The sequence below is a fragment of the Rhizobium sp. RHZ01 genome (genome assembly GCF_014851595.1).
Classification (GTDB): domain Bacteria; phylum Pseudomonadota; class Alphaproteobacteria; order Rhizobiales; family Rhizobiaceae; genus Rhizobium; species Rhizobium altiplani.
The window spans coordinates 31,976-49,801 of the sequence record NZ_JACUZZ010000001.1; the positions used below are offsets into that span (position 1 = coordinate 31,976).

11 protein-coding genes are annotated in these 17,826 nt (G+C 60.1%); 9 read left to right on the forward strand and 2 right to left on the reverse strand.

The annotated features are described in order from the left end of the window. The first annotated feature begins 15 nt into the window (after positions 1–15). Positions 16–2,910, forward strand: coding sequence for a winged helix-turn-helix domain-containing protein (locus IB248_RS00160; protein ID WP_192239935.1), 2,895 nt, complete (start codon positions 16–18; stop codon positions 2,908–2,910). Positions 2,911–3,262: 352 nt separating this feature from the next. On the opposite strand, the gene IB248_RS00165 is transcribed toward IB248_RS00160, so the two are convergent. Further along, positions 3,263–4,156, reverse strand: a complete 894-nt coding sequence (locus IB248_RS00165) for a LysR family transcriptional regulator (protein WP_192239936.1) — start codon at positions 4,154–4,156, stop codon at positions 3,263–3,265. Between the two features lie 199 nt (positions 4,157–4,355). Between IB248_RS00165 and IB248_RS00170 the strand changes: the two genes are divergently transcribed. Then, on the forward strand, positions 4,356–4,589 hold the full coding sequence (locus IB248_RS00170; RefSeq protein ID WP_192239937.1) for a helix-turn-helix transcriptional regulator: 234 nt from the start codon (positions 4,356–4,358) through the stop codon (positions 4,587–4,589). Positions 4,590–5,002: 413 nt separating this feature from the next. Here the strand turns inward: IB248_RS00170 and IB248_RS32320 are convergent, their stop codons facing one another. Then, positions 5,003–5,551, reverse strand: coding sequence for a hypothetical protein (locus IB248_RS32320; protein ID WP_348648466.1), 549 nt, complete (start codon positions 5,549–5,551; stop codon positions 5,003–5,005). Between the two features lie 31 nt (positions 5,552–5,582). On the opposite strand from IB248_RS32320, the gene IB248_RS00175 reads away from it, so the two are divergent. The 7 genes from IB248_RS00175 (at position 5,583) to pcaF (ending at position 17,808) form a co-directional block, all read left to right on the forward strand. Then, a complete protein-coding gene (locus IB248_RS00175) occupies positions 5,583–10,232 on the forward strand; it encodes a DUF4082 domain-containing protein (RefSeq protein WP_348648467.1) in 4,650 nt (1,549 codons plus the stop codon). Positions 10,233–10,252: 20 nt separating this feature from the next. Then, the gene (locus IB248_RS00180) at positions 10,253–11,476 is read left to right on the forward strand and encodes a GTP-binding protein (protein ID WP_192239939.1); all 1,224 of its coding nucleotides are present in this window, start codon (positions 10,253–10,255) and stop codon (positions 11,474–11,476) included. A 26-nt stretch (positions 11,477–11,502) separates the two neighbouring features. Further along, a complete protein-coding gene (locus IB248_RS00185) occupies positions 11,503–11,811 on the forward strand; it encodes a hypothetical protein (RefSeq protein ID WP_018856786.1) in 309 nt (102 codons plus the stop codon). Positions 11,812–11,849: 38 nt separating this feature from the next. Continuing rightward, a complete protein-coding gene (locus IB248_RS00190; protein WP_026371740.1) occupies positions 11,850–13,994 on the forward strand; it encodes a peptidase domain-containing ABC transporter in 2,145 nt (714 codons plus the stop codon). Next, positions 13,991–15,397, forward strand: a complete 1,407-nt coding sequence (locus IB248_RS00195; protein ID WP_192239940.1) for an HlyD family type I secretion periplasmic adaptor subunit — start codon at positions 13,991–13,993, stop codon at positions 15,395–15,397. Before IB248_RS00190 ends, IB248_RS00195 begins: the two co-directional genes overlap by 4 nt. A gap of 86 nt (positions 15,398–15,483) precedes the next feature. Further along, the gene (gene paaX / locus IB248_RS00200) at positions 15,484–16,410 is read left to right on the forward strand and encodes a phenylacetic acid degradation operon negative regulatory protein PaaX (RefSeq protein WP_192239941.1); all 927 of its coding nucleotides are present in this window, start codon (positions 15,484–15,486) and stop codon (positions 16,408–16,410) included. A gap of 192 nt (positions 16,411–16,602) precedes the next feature. Beyond that, positions 16,603–17,808, forward strand: coding sequence for a 3-oxoadipyl-CoA thiolase (gene pcaF / locus IB248_RS00205; protein ID WP_192239942.1), 1,206 nt, complete (start codon positions 16,603–16,605; stop codon positions 17,806–17,808). Positions 17,809–17,826 lie beyond the last annotated feature (18 nt).

Here is a 17,826-nt window from a genome sequence, read left to right on the forward strand (position 1 = left end):
GTCAGGGGGAATGAAATGACGCGCGCGACAGGCGATACTGCAGGTGACCTGTCCTTCGGCCCTTTTTGTCTGAATGTGGGTCAGCGCCTCCTTGCGAAGGAAGGGGTTCCTGTCGAGCTTGGCGCACGCGCCCTGGACCTTTTGATCGCGCTCGTATCCGCTCCGAACACTCTGCTGACCAAGCAGGATCTAATGTCGGCGGTCTGGCCCGACGTCATCGTTGAGGAAGGCAACCTGCGCTTTCACATGACCGGGCTGCGTAAAGCCCTTGGCGATGGGCGGGACGGTGCACGCTACATCACCACCATCCCCGGCCGCGGCTACTGCTTCGTTGCCCCGATTTCAGGCTCGTCCCCTGCGCTGGTCCGGAGTGATGACGCGGTGAAATTCAGGCATGCCAATCTTCCCAACCGCTTGGAACGTATGGTCGGACGTGAGAGTGATATCCTTGACCTTTCCGAGAGGCTGTCGAGATTTCCTGTCGTTTCCATCGTGGGAGGTGGAGGCGTCGGGAAGACTACCGTCGCAATAGCATTGGCCAATCAACTGGCGGGAGCGTTCGATGGAGCTGCGGTGCTTGCTGATTTCGGGACGCTAAGTGATCCATCGCTCGTTTCACCCGCGCTCGCGTCCATGCTCGGAATACCCGTCGGCTCCGATGACGTGCGTCCCAGTTTGCTCGCCTACCTCAGAGATAAGCGTATCCTCCTTGTGTTCGATACCTGCGAGCATCTGGTCGATACCATCGCAGATCTTGCGGCGAGCATAATCGATGCCGCGCCGCACGTCCGCATCCTGGTCACGAGCCGCGAAGCCCTCAGGATTGAAGGCGAAAGTATCTACAAGCTCGACACGCTGGCCTGCGCGCCGGTCGATCCGGAAATGACTGCCGAGAAAATTCTCTCCTATCCGGCTTCCCAGATGTTCGCCGAGCGCATCGCCGCGAGCGGAGTGCCGTTGTCCCTCACCGACGACGATGCTCGCATCATTGCGGCGATTTGCAGAAAACTCGATGGCATGGCGCTTGCGCTGGAACTGGCCGCAAGACGGGTCGAGGCCTATGGCCTCTCCCAGACGGCTGCCCTGCTCGATCAGCATCTTGCCCTGGCATGGGTGGGATCGCGCAACGCGCCGCCACGTCAGAAGACCCTGCAGGCGACGCTCGACTGGAGTTTCGGGCTGCTGTCCGACCTCGATCGTACCGTTCTTCGGAGACTGGCCATCTTCGTTGGCGATTTCACGCTTGATGCCGCCTGGGAGGTGATCGCAACACCGTCTCTTGACCGGCCTGCACTCTTTGGTGCCATCGACAGCCTTGTTGCAAAGTCTCTGCTGAGCGCGAACTCGTTCGGCGCGATGATGCGCTATCGGTTGCTCGACACAACGCGCGCCTACGCACTCAATAGCCAGATTGAAGATGAGCTTGCCGACCTGGCTGCCGGCCACGCCTCGTACTACCGACGTTGGTTGGAGCAGTTTGGCCCGGATTGGCCAAGGCTCTCGAGCGGACCCGAACGGCTGCCCTATTTTCTTGGCATCAATAACGTCCGGGCGGCCCTGGAATGGGCGTTCGGCGACAGCGGCAATGTCGATGTCGGTATCGGCTTGGCTGCCGCGGCTGTTCCGGTATTTCAGGCGATGTCGCTCTTTCCGGAATGCCAGCGCTGGTCCGAACGCGCTCTTTCTGCAATGGGCGACCATTATCGGGAAAGCCGTGAGGAGATGCATCTTCAGGCTGGCCTTGGAATCTCCCGCATGTATCTCCACGGTGGCCGTGACGCGCTCCCCGCGCTTACGAGGGGTCTGGAGATTGCCGAAGGTCGAGGGAATGCGGTCGATCAGCTGAAGGTTTTAGGCCCATTGAACATGTTTCATCTGCGAACGGGAGATTTCAAATCGGCACTCCAGTGTGCCTATCGCTGTTCTTCCGTCGCTGAGGCGACCGAAGAGCCGTCTGCGATTTCGCTTGGGCACTTCTTTCTGGGCAATTCATTGCACTTCGGCGGCGAACTTGGCCCTGCCAGGCTCGAACTGGAGGCTGCGTTAGCGAGCGATCCGCTCCCCAGCCGCGCGCCGGGAAGCTATGTCGGTTTCCAGGGACGCGGGCTAGCAGGCGGAATACTTGCCAGGAATCTCTGGCTTCAAGGCTTCCCAGACCAGGCGGTCGTCCGGGCGCGGCAAGCGATCAAGGAAGCCGCCGAGGCGGATCATTCGTTGACACTTTGCATCGCGCTGCTCGGTGGCATCGCCGTTTTCCTCTGGCGCGGCGACCTGGAGAGTGCACAAGAGCACATTGATTGGCTGATTTCGCGAGCCGGGCTGCACTCCCTGTCGCCATACGTGTCAGTAGCGAGAGGCTTCGAGGCGGAAATAGCTATCCGCCGGGGAGACCCTAGCGCAGGCGTCGACAGCCTCCGCCGATGCATTGAGCGGCTGCATGCCTCCACCTATGAGGTCTTCACCACCATGCTTGAAATCTCGCTGATAAAAGGGTTAGCGGCGCTCGGCAAAGTCGACGAAGGGTTGGAGCGGGTCGAGAAAGCCATCCAATCGGTCGAAACCAAAGGGGACTTCTGCTACGGCCCGGAACTTCTGCGAATAAAGGGGAACCTTTTGGGATCGATTTCCGCTTCGGATGAGGCGCGCGTTTGCATTGCAGGTGCCATCGCCGCCAGTCGAAAGATGCGCGCACGCGGTTGGGAACTGCGCGCCTCGTGCGATCTCGCTGCACTAGAAGCGGACCCGGGAAAGAAAAACGAAGCCGCAATGATCCTTCGGCTAGTCCTTGATGAGTTCGACGAGGGCCACAACACCGACGATCTGCGCGCAGCCAAGGAAATGTCGATGCGCGACGGTGATGTGCCGATCGTTATCGAGGCATGGAACGAGCGTCCAACACGTCGCCCATAAATCCGCGCTGAGTGGCGGCGGGAGGGTTCGCGCACCGCGCTACGTCCTCTCCAACTGCTCGACGAAGGCATACTGACCCAGCGGGGAGGATTGCCCTCTGTGGGTCGCCAGGGCGCCACTGGCAGTGGGCCAGACTCAATAGAGTCCGCGACCTGGCTTGTTCCAATGGCTATTGAGCCGGGGTTGGATCGCCTGTCCGGACCCGAATGGCCAGAACGACAGCGGTAGACAGGACAGCCACTACGGGATGGTGTGGGTGAAAGCCCGAAAATCGACAGACAGGAAGGCATGGGCGGATGAACCGCGGCACCGGCAGGTAATAGCTGTTCCCAGCCGCGGTAACTGCGAATACCTATTGCCGCCCTGCCCGAGCCAGCGACCGTGCGATGTCGACGATGTCGTCGCGGCCAGCGGTCGGGTCTTCTCTGTTCCAGGCGATCCCAAGCCCGATCCTAAAGTCGATCCCGCTTACCTTCTTCAGCTCGAAGCCGCGATTGGGAAGATCAAGCGTCCACTCCGGGGCAAAGCCGATGCCAAGCCCGGCAGAGACCAGCGACACCAGCGCATAGGTGTCATCGCAGCTGAAGGCAATGTTGGCGGTGAGGTCGTATTCGGCGAACTTCTCATTGAAGTAGCGTTCCGAAAACGACAGGTTCTGCCGGTTAAAGGCGATGATCTTCTGATTGCGCAGATCATCGATGCTGATCTCCTCTTTGGCTGCCAGCGGATTGGCATGGCCAACCGCCAGGTAGTAGCGCTCATGCGCAAGCGAGACGAAGCGCAAGGAGCCGATGTTTTCCACCGGGCGGATGAAGCCTAAATTGAGCTGGCCGGTCTCCAGGCCGCGGATGATCTCGCCGGTATTGCCAGACGCGATATGGATGCGGACATCGGGAAACTTGCGGGCGATCTTGGCAAGGAAGGTCGGCAGCATGCCCATGGTGGCCGGGTAGATACTGCCGATCCTGATCTGGCGGATGCGGCTGCCGCCGGCTGCCCGGGTCAGTTCGGTGGTCAGGTCGATGTCGCTCAGGATCCGCACACAGCGATCATAGAAGGTCTCCCCTGCCCTGGTCAGTTCCACCCTTCTGGTCGAGCGGATGAACAGCGGGCAGCCAAGCTCCCTTTCCAGCGACATCACATGATTGCTGAGTGCCGGCTGGGCAATGTGCACCCTGGCTGCCGCCCGGCCGAAGTGCAGTTCCTCGGCCACCGCTTTGAAATAGGAGAGTTGGCGCAGTTCCATAGGCCGCTCCGACGTCCAACCACGTATCATTTGGTTGCACGTCTGTTGCCTCACCCCTTACGGCGGAGCTAGGTTAGTTTTTTGAAGAATCAGTCTTAACGAGTGTTCGACCAGTAATGGACACATACTACAAGTCAAAATCGCCATGTCAAGGCGATTTCAATATGGGATAGCGATTTTGTTGCCCGTCCAGTGCAAAATGGCGCGCACCGCCCTTGGCATGAGCGTTAAGGAACTTGCCGAAGCAGCCAGTGTTTCGACAAATACCTTGGTACGCTTCGAACGCGGTGATGAACTTAAGCCGCGCACAATAGCCGCTATCCGATCCGTATTGGAGAATACGGGTATTGTTTTCATCGATGGAGACTATTCGGGCTCGGGAGGTCCAGGTATCCGGCTCTTGCACGATGAAGGAAACCTTCCGCGAAAATAACGCAGGTTCCGCTATCAAATCTAGCCGCCCACCGGAGGGCTGCGCTATTTCGAAGTCGAGGCAGAGGTCGGCGTTCCCGCGGTATTTATAGTCAAACCACCGATCCTATGGAACTCACACGACCGAACTGCGTCCGCCCGAAGGAGTCTTCACTCGAGCCGACTGCTTTAAGTATTACTTTCAGCCGAACGGAGCCAACTTAAATAAAAGCCGTTCAATAGCTTATCGATAATCCTATCGGGGTATGCCCTACGATACTACTTACCGCAGATTACTGTCGTTCTCTCTTGCCGCAAACATGACAGGATAATTCCCTGAACATGTGTCGCAGTGCTAGTGAGGGCGTTTGTCATGCTGAGGATCAACATCAAGGACCGCGACTATTTGAGCGCGTACGGTGGCACCTCAACTGTTTACAGCGCAGCGGCAACAGGTAGCGCCCTTTTCGTCAACGCAACAGTGAGTTCGTCAGCCAGCGACAGCGCAGTTGCCGATTTGAGTGCCGTCAGCTCTGTAAACCCGCTCACGGGATCGACGACCACAGCAACTCCTTTGACAAATGCAGCGGCGTCACAAACGTCAGGAGCTTCAACCGCCTCTCCCGCAGGCGATACGACGGGCGGAACGAGCTTGGCGCTTACTACCGCCACAACGCCGACCGCAGATTCTTCGACTTCCGACCCGCAGACGCCGAAACCACGCACCGTCCTGCCTCCAGATCCTTCCACGCTTATCGTCACGACGTCGCTGGAGCCGGCGCTGTCGGCTGCCCCGGAGCCTACCCTGCAGGGCTCAAGCGTGAGCGATACGTCGAGTGCTCCGGTCCTGAAGTTCTCGGTAGCAAGCGCGGGACCGACGGAGCCAGACAGTTCATCCCCGTCAACACCGGCAACTGCACCGGCGACCCTGGCCGCAACAGCCTCGTTAACGACAGAGACAGTTACAGTTACGCCTGCTGCCACCCCGACGCTCAACAAGATCGCCCTCGAAAACATGAAGCAGGGCAATCCGATCAGCGAATGGGGTCTCGACGGTGACGGCGGCGGGACCATTCAGGGCTTTGCGACAGAAATCAGCACCAACATCGGTCAGACAGTCGACTTCAAGATCGCAACGGATTCGACCCACTATCGCATCGATATCTATCGCCTCGGCTATTACGGCGGGGATGGTGCGCGCAAGGTCGCGTCGATCGACCAGTCACTGACGACGGCACAGATCCAGCCGCATCCGATCGTCGACATGTCTCTTGGCCTGATCGACTGCGGCAACTGGTCGGTATCTGCAAGCTGGCAGATTCCAGATGATGCGGTATCAGGCGTTTATATTGCCAAACTGGTCCGCGAGGATGGGACAGAAGACGCGAGCATCATTCCATTTGTCGTGCGTGACGACGCCTCAACGAGCGACATTGTCTTCCAGACGTCCGATACGACCTGGCAGGCCTACAATGCCTGGGGTGGGGCGAGCCTCTACTACGGAGAGGTTCCAGTCGATCCGGCAGACATGATCGGCTACCTGCCTCCGAACTGCAGTTGCGGCCTGACGGCAATTGGGCGTGCATCGGCAATCAGCTACAACCGGCCGATCATCACCAATACCAGCCCGGTTGGCGGAACCTGGGATTACATTTTCGGGGCCGAGCATTCCGCGATCCAATGGCTGGAGCAGAACGGTTACGACGTATCCTACATCTCAGGCGTCGACGCCTCCCGAAATGGCAACCTGTTGCTCAACCACCAGGCCTATCTGTCGGTCGGTCATGACGAGTACTGGTCTGCCGATCAGCGCGCCAACGTCGAGGCCGCACGTGACAGCGGTGTCAATCTCGCCTTCTGGAGCGGCAACGAGTGCTACTGGAAGGTCCGTTGGGAAAGCAGCATCGACGGAAATGGCCAGGCCTACCGCACGATGGTCTGTTACAAGGAGACCTGGGGAACCAGTTCGGATCCGAGCGATACCGGCACAGGGACGTGGCGCGATCCACGCTATGCCGACCCCGGACAGGAGCCAGAAAACTCGCTGACCGGAACCATGTTCACGGTCGACAGCTATCGCGCAGATACCATTTCCATACCCTACGACTATTCGAACCTGCGCTTCTGGCGGAACACCGATGTTGCCAATCTCCAGCCTGGAGAGACATACAATCTCGTACAGAACCTGTTGGGCTACGAATGGGACTCTGACGTCGAAAATGGCTTCCGGCCCGATGGACTGATCAACCTGTCCCTGTCCAGTGTGTCGGTCAACAGCTACCTGCGTGACTACGGCACAACTGTAGGCGACGCCGTCGTTGAACACAGCCTGACGATGTACCGTGCGGAAAGTGGCGCATTGGTCTTTGGCGCCGGCACCGTTTTCTGGTCCTGGGGGCTGAACGATCAGCATGAGGGGACCTACACGCCAACTGATCCGAACGTACAGCAGGCCATGGTCAACATGTTCGCGGACATGGGGATTCAGCCAACGACTCTGGATGCCAGCCTGATTCTGGCAACGCAGTCGACTGATACATTGAAGCCAACGTCGACAATCACCTCGCCCATCATTGGTGCAAGCTTTGTCGAGGGACAGCACGTGACCATCACCGGCACGGCGCAGGATTTCGGGGGTGGCATCATCGCCGGCATCGAAGTCTCCACCGACGGTGGACAGCACTGGTTCAAGGCCACCGGCCGCGAGAACTGGAGCTACAATTGGGTCGTCCAGGCCAGCGGCACTTACACGGTCATGTCACGCGCCGTGGATGACAGTGTCAACATGGAAACCCCATCATCAGGCAAGCAGGTCACGGTGGCCCTGCCAGCGACTTCAAGTCTCTGGACACTCGCATCAAAGCCGACTGAGGAAACCGCGATCGATCGCGATCCCGTGGAGCTTGGGGTGCGCTTCCAGGCGACAACGGGCGGGTTTGTCGAGGGGATCCGCTTTTACAAGGGCTTCTATAACACCGGCGAACATGTTGTCAGTCTCTGGACCAGCACTGGAACGCTGATTGCAACCGGCGTTTCGGTCAACGAGTCGCTCTCGGGTTGGCAGACCGTCATGTTCTCCAGCCCGATCGCGATTTCTGCCGGGACGACCTATGTCGCATCCTATCACAGCAACGGGTTCTTCTCCGTCACGGAGAACTATTTCGGTTCGACATACGCCAATGGTGCGCTGAAGGCAGTCGACGGTGGCGGTGTCTATGCCTACGGCTCGACCAGCACTTTTCCCGGCAACAACCCCGGCGGGTCGAACTACTGGGTTGACGTCATCTTCGACGCTGGGCCGAACAGCGTGCCTATTGCCAGCGATGACAGCGGCTTCTCGGTCTCACGCAATGGCACATTGACGATTTCGATAGCGTCTCTCGTTGCCAACGACAGCGATCCGAACGGTGACGCGCTAACCATCTCCGCTGTAAGCAACGCCCTGAACGGAACGGTTTCGCTGGATACCCAGACCGGCAATGTCATCTTCACGCCCAATGCGAACTACACCGGGCCGGCAAGCTTCAGCTACACGCTGTCCGACGGCCGCGGCGGCACTGATCAAGGCGATGTCAGCCTGACCGTCGAGGAAGGGCCGGTCGGCCAATCACTGTTCCAGGCCGGCGAAGGCCCTGGAAATACGGGCTACAACGACAATGCCCCACTCGAACTGGGCATGAAATTTTCCGCCTCGACAAGCGGAACGCTCACCGGCATTCGCTTCTACAAGGCGACAGGCGATACTGGGCCGCATACCGGTTCAATATGGACTGCCGACGGGACGCTGATCGCCACTGTCACATTCACAAATGAGTCCCTGAGCGGTTGGCAGACGGCCAAGTTTTCCTCGCCAATCCAGATTACAGCCGGAACGACCTACGTTGCTTCCTATCATACGACGGGCAGCTATGTCGCAACTGCCGACTATTTCTCGACTGCTCATACCAGTGGTGCGCTGACCGGCTTGTCCAGCGCTGCCAGCGGCGGCAACGGCGTCTTCTCCTATGGGGCGAATACGACGTTCCCAACCTCCAGCTACCAGGCGGCGAACTACTGGGTGGATGTCGTCTTCAATCAATCGACAGTCAACAGTGCCCCGGTTGCAGCAAACGATAACGGGTTTACCACCTACTCGAACACAGCCTTGTCAATCGCGGCAGCAAGCCTGCTTGCCAACGACACGGATCCTGATGGCGATGGGCTGACGATCACCGGGGCAGATGGCGCAACAAATGGCACGGTGACGTTTGATAGCCAATCCAACTCCGTCATCTTCACACCAACGACAGGCTACGTAGGCGCTGCAAGCTTCAGCTACTCCATTTCTGACGGTCGCGGCGGAACATCCACTGCCACGGTCTCTCTCAATGTCGGAGCTCAAGCCACTGGTGCCGGTTTGTTCACGAGCTCGGACACGCCAAGTGTTCCCGCTGGAGATGACTCCTCCTCTGTTGAATTGGGCGTCAAGTTCGTGGCATCCGCACGCGGCGAAATCACGGGCTTGCGCTACTACAAGAGTGCCCAGGACGTCGGCACCCATGTCGGCTCGCTCTGGAGCAGCACCGGCCAACTTCTCGCAACGGCGACGTTTACCAACGAAACGGCAAGCGGCTGGCAAACTGTGACCTTCTCGCAGCCGGTGACCATTTCTGCCGGTGTGACCTATGTCGCAAGCTATCATTCGAACGGCTTCTATGCGGCGACGCCCAACTACTTCACGACCGACCATAGCAACGGCGTGCTGACAGCACCTTCCAGTTCGACGAGTGGCGGTAACGGCGTCTATGCTTACGGGACCGGAACACTGTTTCCATCAGCCTCCTACAGTTCGGCCAATTACTGGGTCGATGTCATCTATCAACAGTCGTCGCAGAACGGTGCACCTGTCGCCGTCAATGACAATGGCGTGTCTACGGGCATCGGAACGCCGATTGTCCTGCAGGCATCGAGCCTCCTTGCCAACGATAGCGATCCGGACGGTGACCAGATCTCGGTGGCAAGCGTCAGCAATGCGATCAACGGCACGGTAGCATTCAATAGCCAGGCGGGCACAATCACCTTCACGCCGCTCGCAGGCTATACCGGCGCGGCGAGCTTCGACTACACGATCCAGGACACACAGGGGCAAACATCAACGGCCAATGTCGCGGTGAACGTGACCAATCAGGGCAGCGAGCAGAACGTCTTTGCTGCCGGCACCACGCCCGCCATAGCGTCCGTCAATGACAACAGCCCGGTCAATCTCGGCATGAAGTTCCAGTCGGATGCAGCTGGCTGGATCACCGGCATTCGTTTCTACAAGAGCGAGGAGAATACCGGACCCCATACGGGCTATCTCTGGACGGCAAGCGGCACGCTGCTCGCGAGCGCGACCTTCACCAACGAGAGCGCAAGCGGCTGGCAGTCTGTCGACCTTTCGCAGCAGGTCGCAATCGATGCCGACACGACATACGTCGTCTCCTACAGCACGAACGGCAATTATTCGGCGACCGGCAACTACTTCAGCGACACGACGACCAACGGCAATCTGCAGGCCATGTCGTCGGCGCTGAGTGGTGGCAACGGCCTCTATGCATATGGCTCCAGCGGGTTGTTCCCGACGAGCACATACAACAGCACCAACTACTATGTGGACGTGGCATTCAGGCAGCAGCTCGCAGCGTAACAGCGAGTGGGGGAGTATCAATGACAGGTGGCGACAAGCGCCTCCCAGTAACGGTTTTGGCGGGTTTCCTCGGCGCGGGAAAGACAACCATCCTCAACCATGTATTGCGTAACCGGGAAGGACGCCGGGTCGCCGTCATCGTCAATGACATGAGCGAGATCAACGTCGATGCCGAGCTCGTTCGTGGGGGCGGGGCCGACCTGTCGCGCACCAATGAAACACTCGTGGAACTGACGAACGGCTGCATCTGTTGCACGCTGCGCGACGATCTCCTGAGCGAGGTGCGTCGACTTGCCGCCGACGATCGCTTCGACTACCTGCTGATCGAGGGTACCGGGATTGCCGAACCTCTGCCGATTGCCGCCACATTCTCCTTCCGTGACGAAAACGGCAGCGCGCTTTGCGACGTTGCCAGGCTCGATACGATGGTTTCCGTCGTCGACGCCGCCAACCTTCTGGCGGACTACTCGGGCGCCGATTTCCTGAGCGACCGTGGAGAAACCCGGGACACCGACGACGAACGGACACTCGTTGACCTTCTGGTGGAGCAGATCGAGTTTGCCGATGTCGTCGTGATCAACAAGGTCTCGGAGGTCAGTCCGGAAACACGCGCGATGGTGCGCCAGGTCGTTGCGGCACTCAATCCCGATGCGCGTGTCATCGAGACGGACTTCGGTCGCCTGCCGCTTTCCGCCATTCTCGATACCGGGCTTTTCAGCGAGGCGAAGTCCTCCCGGCACCCGTACTGGCACAAGGAGCTCTATGGCTGGGGCGATCATGTTCCCGAAACCGAAGAATACGGCATTTCGAGCTTCGTCTATCGCGCACGCCGCCCCTTTGATCCTGCTGCACTCGATCGCTTTCTCGCGCAGCAATGGCCGGGCCTCATTCGCGCCAAGGGGCACTTCTGGCTGGCAACACGGCCGAACGAAATCGGACTGCTTTCGATTGCCGGCACACAGCGACGCATGGACACCAAGGGCTTCTGGTGGGCCAGCGTATCCAGGGCGCATTGGCCACGCTACCCGCAATTCCGCCAGTTGCTCGACCGGTATTGGGATGCCGTGTGGGGCGATCGCCGCCAGGAACTCGTGTTCATCGGCGCGGGATTTGATCAAAAGGCGATCAGCGCAGCGCTCGACGACTGCCTGATCGGAGACGAAGCAAGCTTCGACCCGGATCTCGGCAGACATCTGACGGATCCGTTCCCGGCCTGGCAACAGGCACAGCATCACCATCCATGACCACTCATCAAAACGAGGAGACGACAATGAGCAATGAACTCTATGCAGACGGAATTGGCGAAATCACTGTCACCGGCACCATCGTGCGCATCGATCTGATGTCGCTGTCGGCCACCGAGCGCGATCAGAACAACAACCCGAAGCCGGTCTTCCGCCAGCGGATCATCATGCCGGTCGACGCTTTCGCGAATGCCGTCGACCTGATGCAGAAGGCCCTTGGTGGATTGGTCGAAGCCGGTGCGGTGCGCCGTATCAACGATCTGCCATCAAGCGCGAAGGCTGAAATCATCCAGCCGTCGGGCAGCTCGGCAAACGCATCGCCGAACTTCAACTGACCAACGCCACTTCTTCAACCCAGACACCCGGGTGGGCCATGAGTACGTTTTTGCACACCAATCTACACTGCCTTGCTCTCGTTGCACGCCATCACGGCGTCGATCTGTCGCCCGAGCGCCTGCAGCACGACTATGCAGTCGACGAACGGCCGGTCGAAACCCGGCAGTTGCTGCGCATGGCCAAGGATGCCGGACTGCGCGCAAGGCAGATCAAGCTCTCCTGGACATCGCTGCTCCAGTTGGGCGAAGCCTTCCCGGTTCTGGCGGAACTCGACAACGGCAACTGGGTCGTCATTGCCGGCCCCGCCATGGGTGAGGAAGAGGCAAAGATCAGGGTTCTCGACCCGCTCGCCGAGCGCCCTGACTTCATTCTCCTGAACCAGGAGCAGTTCATCAGGTCCTGGTGTGGATCTGTGGTGATGATGAAGCGGAACTTCGGCATCAACGATGCCGACCAGCCCTTCGGCTTCCGCTGGTTCATTCCTGAAATCATCAAGCAGCGCAGTTTCTTCCGCGATGTCGCCCTTGCCGCCATCGTCCTGTACGGCCTTGGCCTGATGACGCCGATCTTCTTCCAGCTCGTCATCGACAAGGTGCTCGTCCATCAAAGCTACGCGACGCTGACGGTCCTGACCATCGGCATCGGCATTGCGCTCGTCTTCGATGCGGCCTTCAGTTTCCTGCGCCGCTACCTGTTGCTCTATGCCACGAACAGGATCGATATCCGTATTGCGACGCGCACCTTCGGTCATCTGCTCAATCTTCCCATTGCCTTGTTCGAGCAGGCATCGGCAGGTGTCCTCGTCAAGCATATGCAGCAGACCGGCAGGATCCGCGAGTTTCTGACCGGTCGCCTGTTCCTGACACTTCTCGACGGCGTCTCGCTGCTGGTCTTCATTCCGATCCTGCTTCTCTACAGCGTCAAGCTGACGCTCGTCGTCATCGGCTTTGCAGCCCTTGTCGGCCTCGTCGTCATGCTGCTTGTCGGCCCCTTCCAGCGCCGTCTCCAGGCACTCTACAAGGCCGAGGGCGACCGGCAGGCCTTGCTCGTCGAAACCGTCCACGGCATGCGCACCGTCAAGTCGCTGGCGCTTGAACCACGCCAGCGTCGCGCATGGGACGACTATTCGGCGCAATCGATCTCTGTCCGGTTCCGTGTCGAGAAGATCTCGACGGCCGCTCAATCGATGACCGGGTTGCTTGAGAAGCTGATGAGTGTCGCCATCATCGGCCTTGGCGCGCTCGATGTCTTCAACGGCGCGATGACGATCGGCGCGCTGGTCGCATTCAACATGCTGGCCGGCCGCGTCTCTGGCCCACTTGTCCAGATCGTGACGATGGTACACGAGTACCAGGAAGTTGCACTTTCGGTGCGCATGCTCGGCGAGATCATGAACCAGCGCCCGGAACAGGCCGGTCGCGGTCGTGGTATCCGCCCGCACCTTCGAGGCAACATCGAATTCGACAAGGTGACGTTCCGCTACGGGCCGGACGGCCCGCCGGCGCTCGACAACGTCTCCTTCAGCATTCCCGCCGGCTCCGTCTTCGGTGTCGTTGGCAAGAGCGGTTCCGGCAAGACGACGATCACCAGGCTGATCCAGGGCCTCTATCAGAACCAGCAGGGCATTGTCCGGATGGACGGCTATGACAGCCGCGAGATCGACCTCGTGCATCTGAGAACGAGTACGGGCGTCGTGCTGCAGGACAACTTCCTCTTCCGCGGCACCGTTCGCGAAAACATCGCGGCAGCAAAGCCCGATGCAAGCATCGAGGAAATCATGGAAGCGGCACGCATTGCGGGCGCCGAGGAGTTCATCGAGCGGCTTCCGCGTGGTTTCGACACGATGCTGGAAGAAAACGCCTCGAACCTGTCGGGCGGTCAGAAACAGCGTCTGGCAATCGCAAGAGCGCTCATTACCGATCCAAAACTCCTCATTCTCGACGAGGCCACCAGCGCGCTCGACCCTGACAGCGAGACGATCATTCGTCAGAACCTCAGCCAGATTGCGGCAGGAAGAACGGTGGTCATCGTGTCTCACCGGCTCTCCACGCTCGTCGACTCCGATGCCATTCTCGTCGTCGAACGCGGCAAGATCGCCGATATCGGCAGGCATGATCAGCTGGTCACACGCTGCATGACATACCGTCACCTTTGGTCACAGCAGATGAGGCAGGTAGCATGAACGCGCGCGCTCAAAAACCAGGAGAGAACCTGCCTGTTCCAACGACCGCCCCGGTCACGCAGCCAGCCCTCCGGCGCTCGCTGCCATCAGCGATTGCGGAGTTCCAGTCGGATGCCGTGGAGCTGGAGGAGCGCGCTCCGCCAAGGGTCGCCCGCATGACGCTCTATGGCATCACCGCGCTGATTGCTGCGGCCATCACCTGGGCGTCGGTGTCATCGATCGACGAGGTCGTCGTTGCCCCCGGCAAGCTGATCACGACTGAGCCGACCATCGTCGTGCAGCCGCTGGAAACATCGATCATCCGAACGATCAATGTGGCGGCCGGCGCGATCGTGCAGAAGGGCCAGGTGCTTGCCACGCTTGACGCGACGTTCAGCCAGGCCGACGCCGATCAGCAGCGGGCAAAATTTTTTGCACTCGACGCCCAGGTGAAGCGTCTGGAAGCTGAGCTTGCCGGTGCGGACTACACCCAGACGGCGGGCGGATCACGCGACGAGCTGCTTCAGATGCAGCTGTTCGGGCAGCGCCGCGCCTATTACATGGCACAGTTGCAGAACTACGATCAGCAGATTGCGGCCCAGGCGGCGACAATTGCTTCCAGCCGAAACCAGGAGGCAGTCCTCACCAATCGACGCGAAACGCTGTCCCAGATCGAGGGCGCCAGGGAGCGGCTGTATAATCGCGAGAGCGGATCCCTGATAACGCTTCTGGGGTCGCGTGACGCCCGCCTTGACGTCGAGACCACTCTTTCGGCCGTCCAGGGCAGGGCCGATGAGGCCGAGCATACCTTCGCCAAGCTCAAGGCAGACCGACAGGCATTTATCGAAGACTTCAGGCGCGCAGCCATGGAGCAGCTCGTCGACCTGCGCAGCCAGCGCGACACTGCGGCCGAAGAACTGAAGAAGATGGAGCTTCGCCGCGACATGGTGGTCCTGTCGGCACCGGCTGATGCCGTCGTGCTTGACCTTGCGGCGCGCTCCGTCGGCTCGGTGGTTCGGGAGGCAGAGCCGATCTTGACGCTTGTCCCACTGAATGTCCCGCTTGAGGCAGAGGTCAACGTCAATACGCGTGACATCGGTCGTATCACGGCGGGCAAGGATGCGCGGATCAAATTTGACGCCTATCCGTTCCAGAAGTTCGGCACCGCATCCGGAACGGTCAGGACGGTGAGCCGTGACGCTTTCACCCCATCCCAGCAGGAGGCAGCGACCCAGACGCCAGCGCCTTACTTCAAGGCACGCATACCGCTTGCGGATCCAAAGCTGAAAGGCTCGGACGAGCCCGTGCGACTGCTTCCCGGCATGACCGTTTCTGCCGAGATCATGGTGGGGCGTCGCACCGTCATCTCCTACTTCCTCTATCCCATCTTGCGAGGGCTCGACAGCGCAATCAGAGAACCCTGATACGACAGCGGTCTCCCTGTTGGCGGATACCTGATGGCTCCGCCTCAGCGCCTCGCGTCCAGCGGGGATGCAGCGGCCTCGACAATATGCTAGTCGCACTGTCACCATCCAGGGAGGAATCGGTGACGGCAGCGACAAATCCTGAAGATGCTCGGGCAAGCGAGTTGATACGACGCATTCTGGATGAAAGCCCGCTGAAGGCAGCGAGCTTCATCGTGACCATCTACGGTGACGTCGTCGAGCCGCGCGGCGGCATTGCCTGGATCGGCAACCTGATCGAGACCTGCGCGGACGTTGGCATCAGCGAGACGCTGGTGCGCACCGCCGTCTCCCGGCTCGTCGCCGCAGGCCAGCTTTCCGGAGAAAGAGAAGGACGGCGCAGCTACTACCGACTGTCACACTCGGCCGGCAGCGAGTTCGCGGCAGCGGCCCGCGTGCTGTTTTCTGCTCCCGAGGAGAGCGGGTGGCAGTTCGTTCATGTGATGGGGCCAGCTATCGAAGACGCCATGCAGGCGCTGAAGCGCGCCGGCCACGCGCGTCTCAACGACCGCCTGGCGGTCGGCCCTGCAAGGGCGACCGCGACAGTGCCTGCCCTGGTTTTCCGCGCAGAACCGCCACAAGATCCAAAAGCCCTGCAAGAATTCGCCTCCGAGTACTGGGATCTGACAGTGCATGCGGAAGCGTATGCGATTTTTCTGGCGCAGTTCGGCGCTCTGCTCGGCTCGGCTACCTCCGTCAGTTTTTCGCCTTCCATGGCGCTGACCATCCGCCTCCTCCTGGTGCATCGCTTCCGCGCCGTTCATCTGCACGATCCGAGATTGCCCTCAGGCGCACTCCCCGACGATTGGCCGGGAAAGGCAGCGCGAAAGCTGTTTGCCCGGGCCTACAGGCAACTTTCTCCGGCCGCTGATGCCCACGTGGCCCGCACCTTCGTCACGGCCTCCGGCCCGTTGCCCGCATCGACCGCAACGACGGAGCTACGGCTGGAGATGCTGGCGCACGAGGCTTTCTAGCAATCTTACAATCAGCTTTTCGGCCGCCGGCGCGGCTTTCGTGCTAAGGTTTTTCCTGCAGAATATTAAATATCACAAACTTTCCACAAAAATGCATTGCTCTGTGACATATCGCATGCTAATAGCATGACCGATCGGTCGGTTAATCAATACTGAATTGATCGGCTTTGCGAGAGCAGGAGGAAATCGCGCATGTCGGAAGCATTCATCTGTGATGCCGTTCGCACACCCATCGGTCGCTATGGCGGCGCGCTGGCAACGGTTCGCGCAGACGATCTGGCCGCCCTCCCCCTCACTGCGCTGATGGAACGCAATCCTGACGTCGACTGGAGCAAGGTCGATGATCTGATCTATGGCTGCGCCAACCAGGCGGGCGAAGACAACCGCAATGTCGGCCGCATGGCCGTGCTGTTGTCGGGCATGCCGATCAGTGTCCCTGCAACAACCGTCAACCGCCTGTGCGGCTCCGGCATGGATGCCGTCGGCATGGCAGCAAGAGCAATCCGCGCCGGCGACTGTGACCTCGTGATTGCCGGTGGCGTTGAAAGCATGAGCCGGGCGCCTTTCGTCATGCCGAAGGCAGACAGCGCCTTTTCCCGCGCCAACGCCATCTACGACACGACGATCGGCTGGCGCTTCGTCAATCCGAAGATGAAGGCGGGCTTTGGCGTCGATTCGATGCCTCAGACGGCCGACAATGTGGCTGCCGATTTTGGCGTCAGCCGCACCGACCAGGACGCCTTCGCGGCCCGCAGCCAGGCCCGCTGGGCGGCTGCTCAGGAGGCCGGTCTCTTCGCGGACGAACTGGTCGCCGTCAAGGTCGCGCAAAAGAAGGGCGACCCCATCATTGTCGATCGCGACGAGCACCCGCGCCCAGGCACGACGATCGACCAGCTTTCCAGATTGAAGGGCGTCAATGGCCCTGATCTCAGCGTTACAGCCGGCAATGCATCGGGCGTCAATGACGGTGCAGCCGCTCTCGTCGTTGCAAGCGAAGCGGCCGCGAAGGCACAAGGCATGACGCCGAAGGCGCGTATCGTGGCAATGGCGGCAGCCGGCGTCGAACCGCGCATCATGGGCGTCGGCCCGGCACCGGCCGCGCGGCGGGTGCTCGAGCGCGCCGGTCTTTCGATCGGCCAGATGGATGTGATCGAGCTCAACGAGGCTTTTGCCGCCCAGGCGCTCGCCGTGTTGCGCGATCTGGACCTCCCCGATGATGCGCCCCATGTCAATCCGAATGGCGGTGCCATCGCGATGGGCCATCCGCTCGGCATGAGCGGTGCCCGGCTGGTCACGACGGCAACCTACCAATTGCATCGCCAGGGCGGTCGCTACGCACTTTGCACCATGTGCATCGGCGTCGGCCAGGGCATCGCGATCATTCTCGAGCGCGTCTGACGCGCCAAGGCAAAGGAG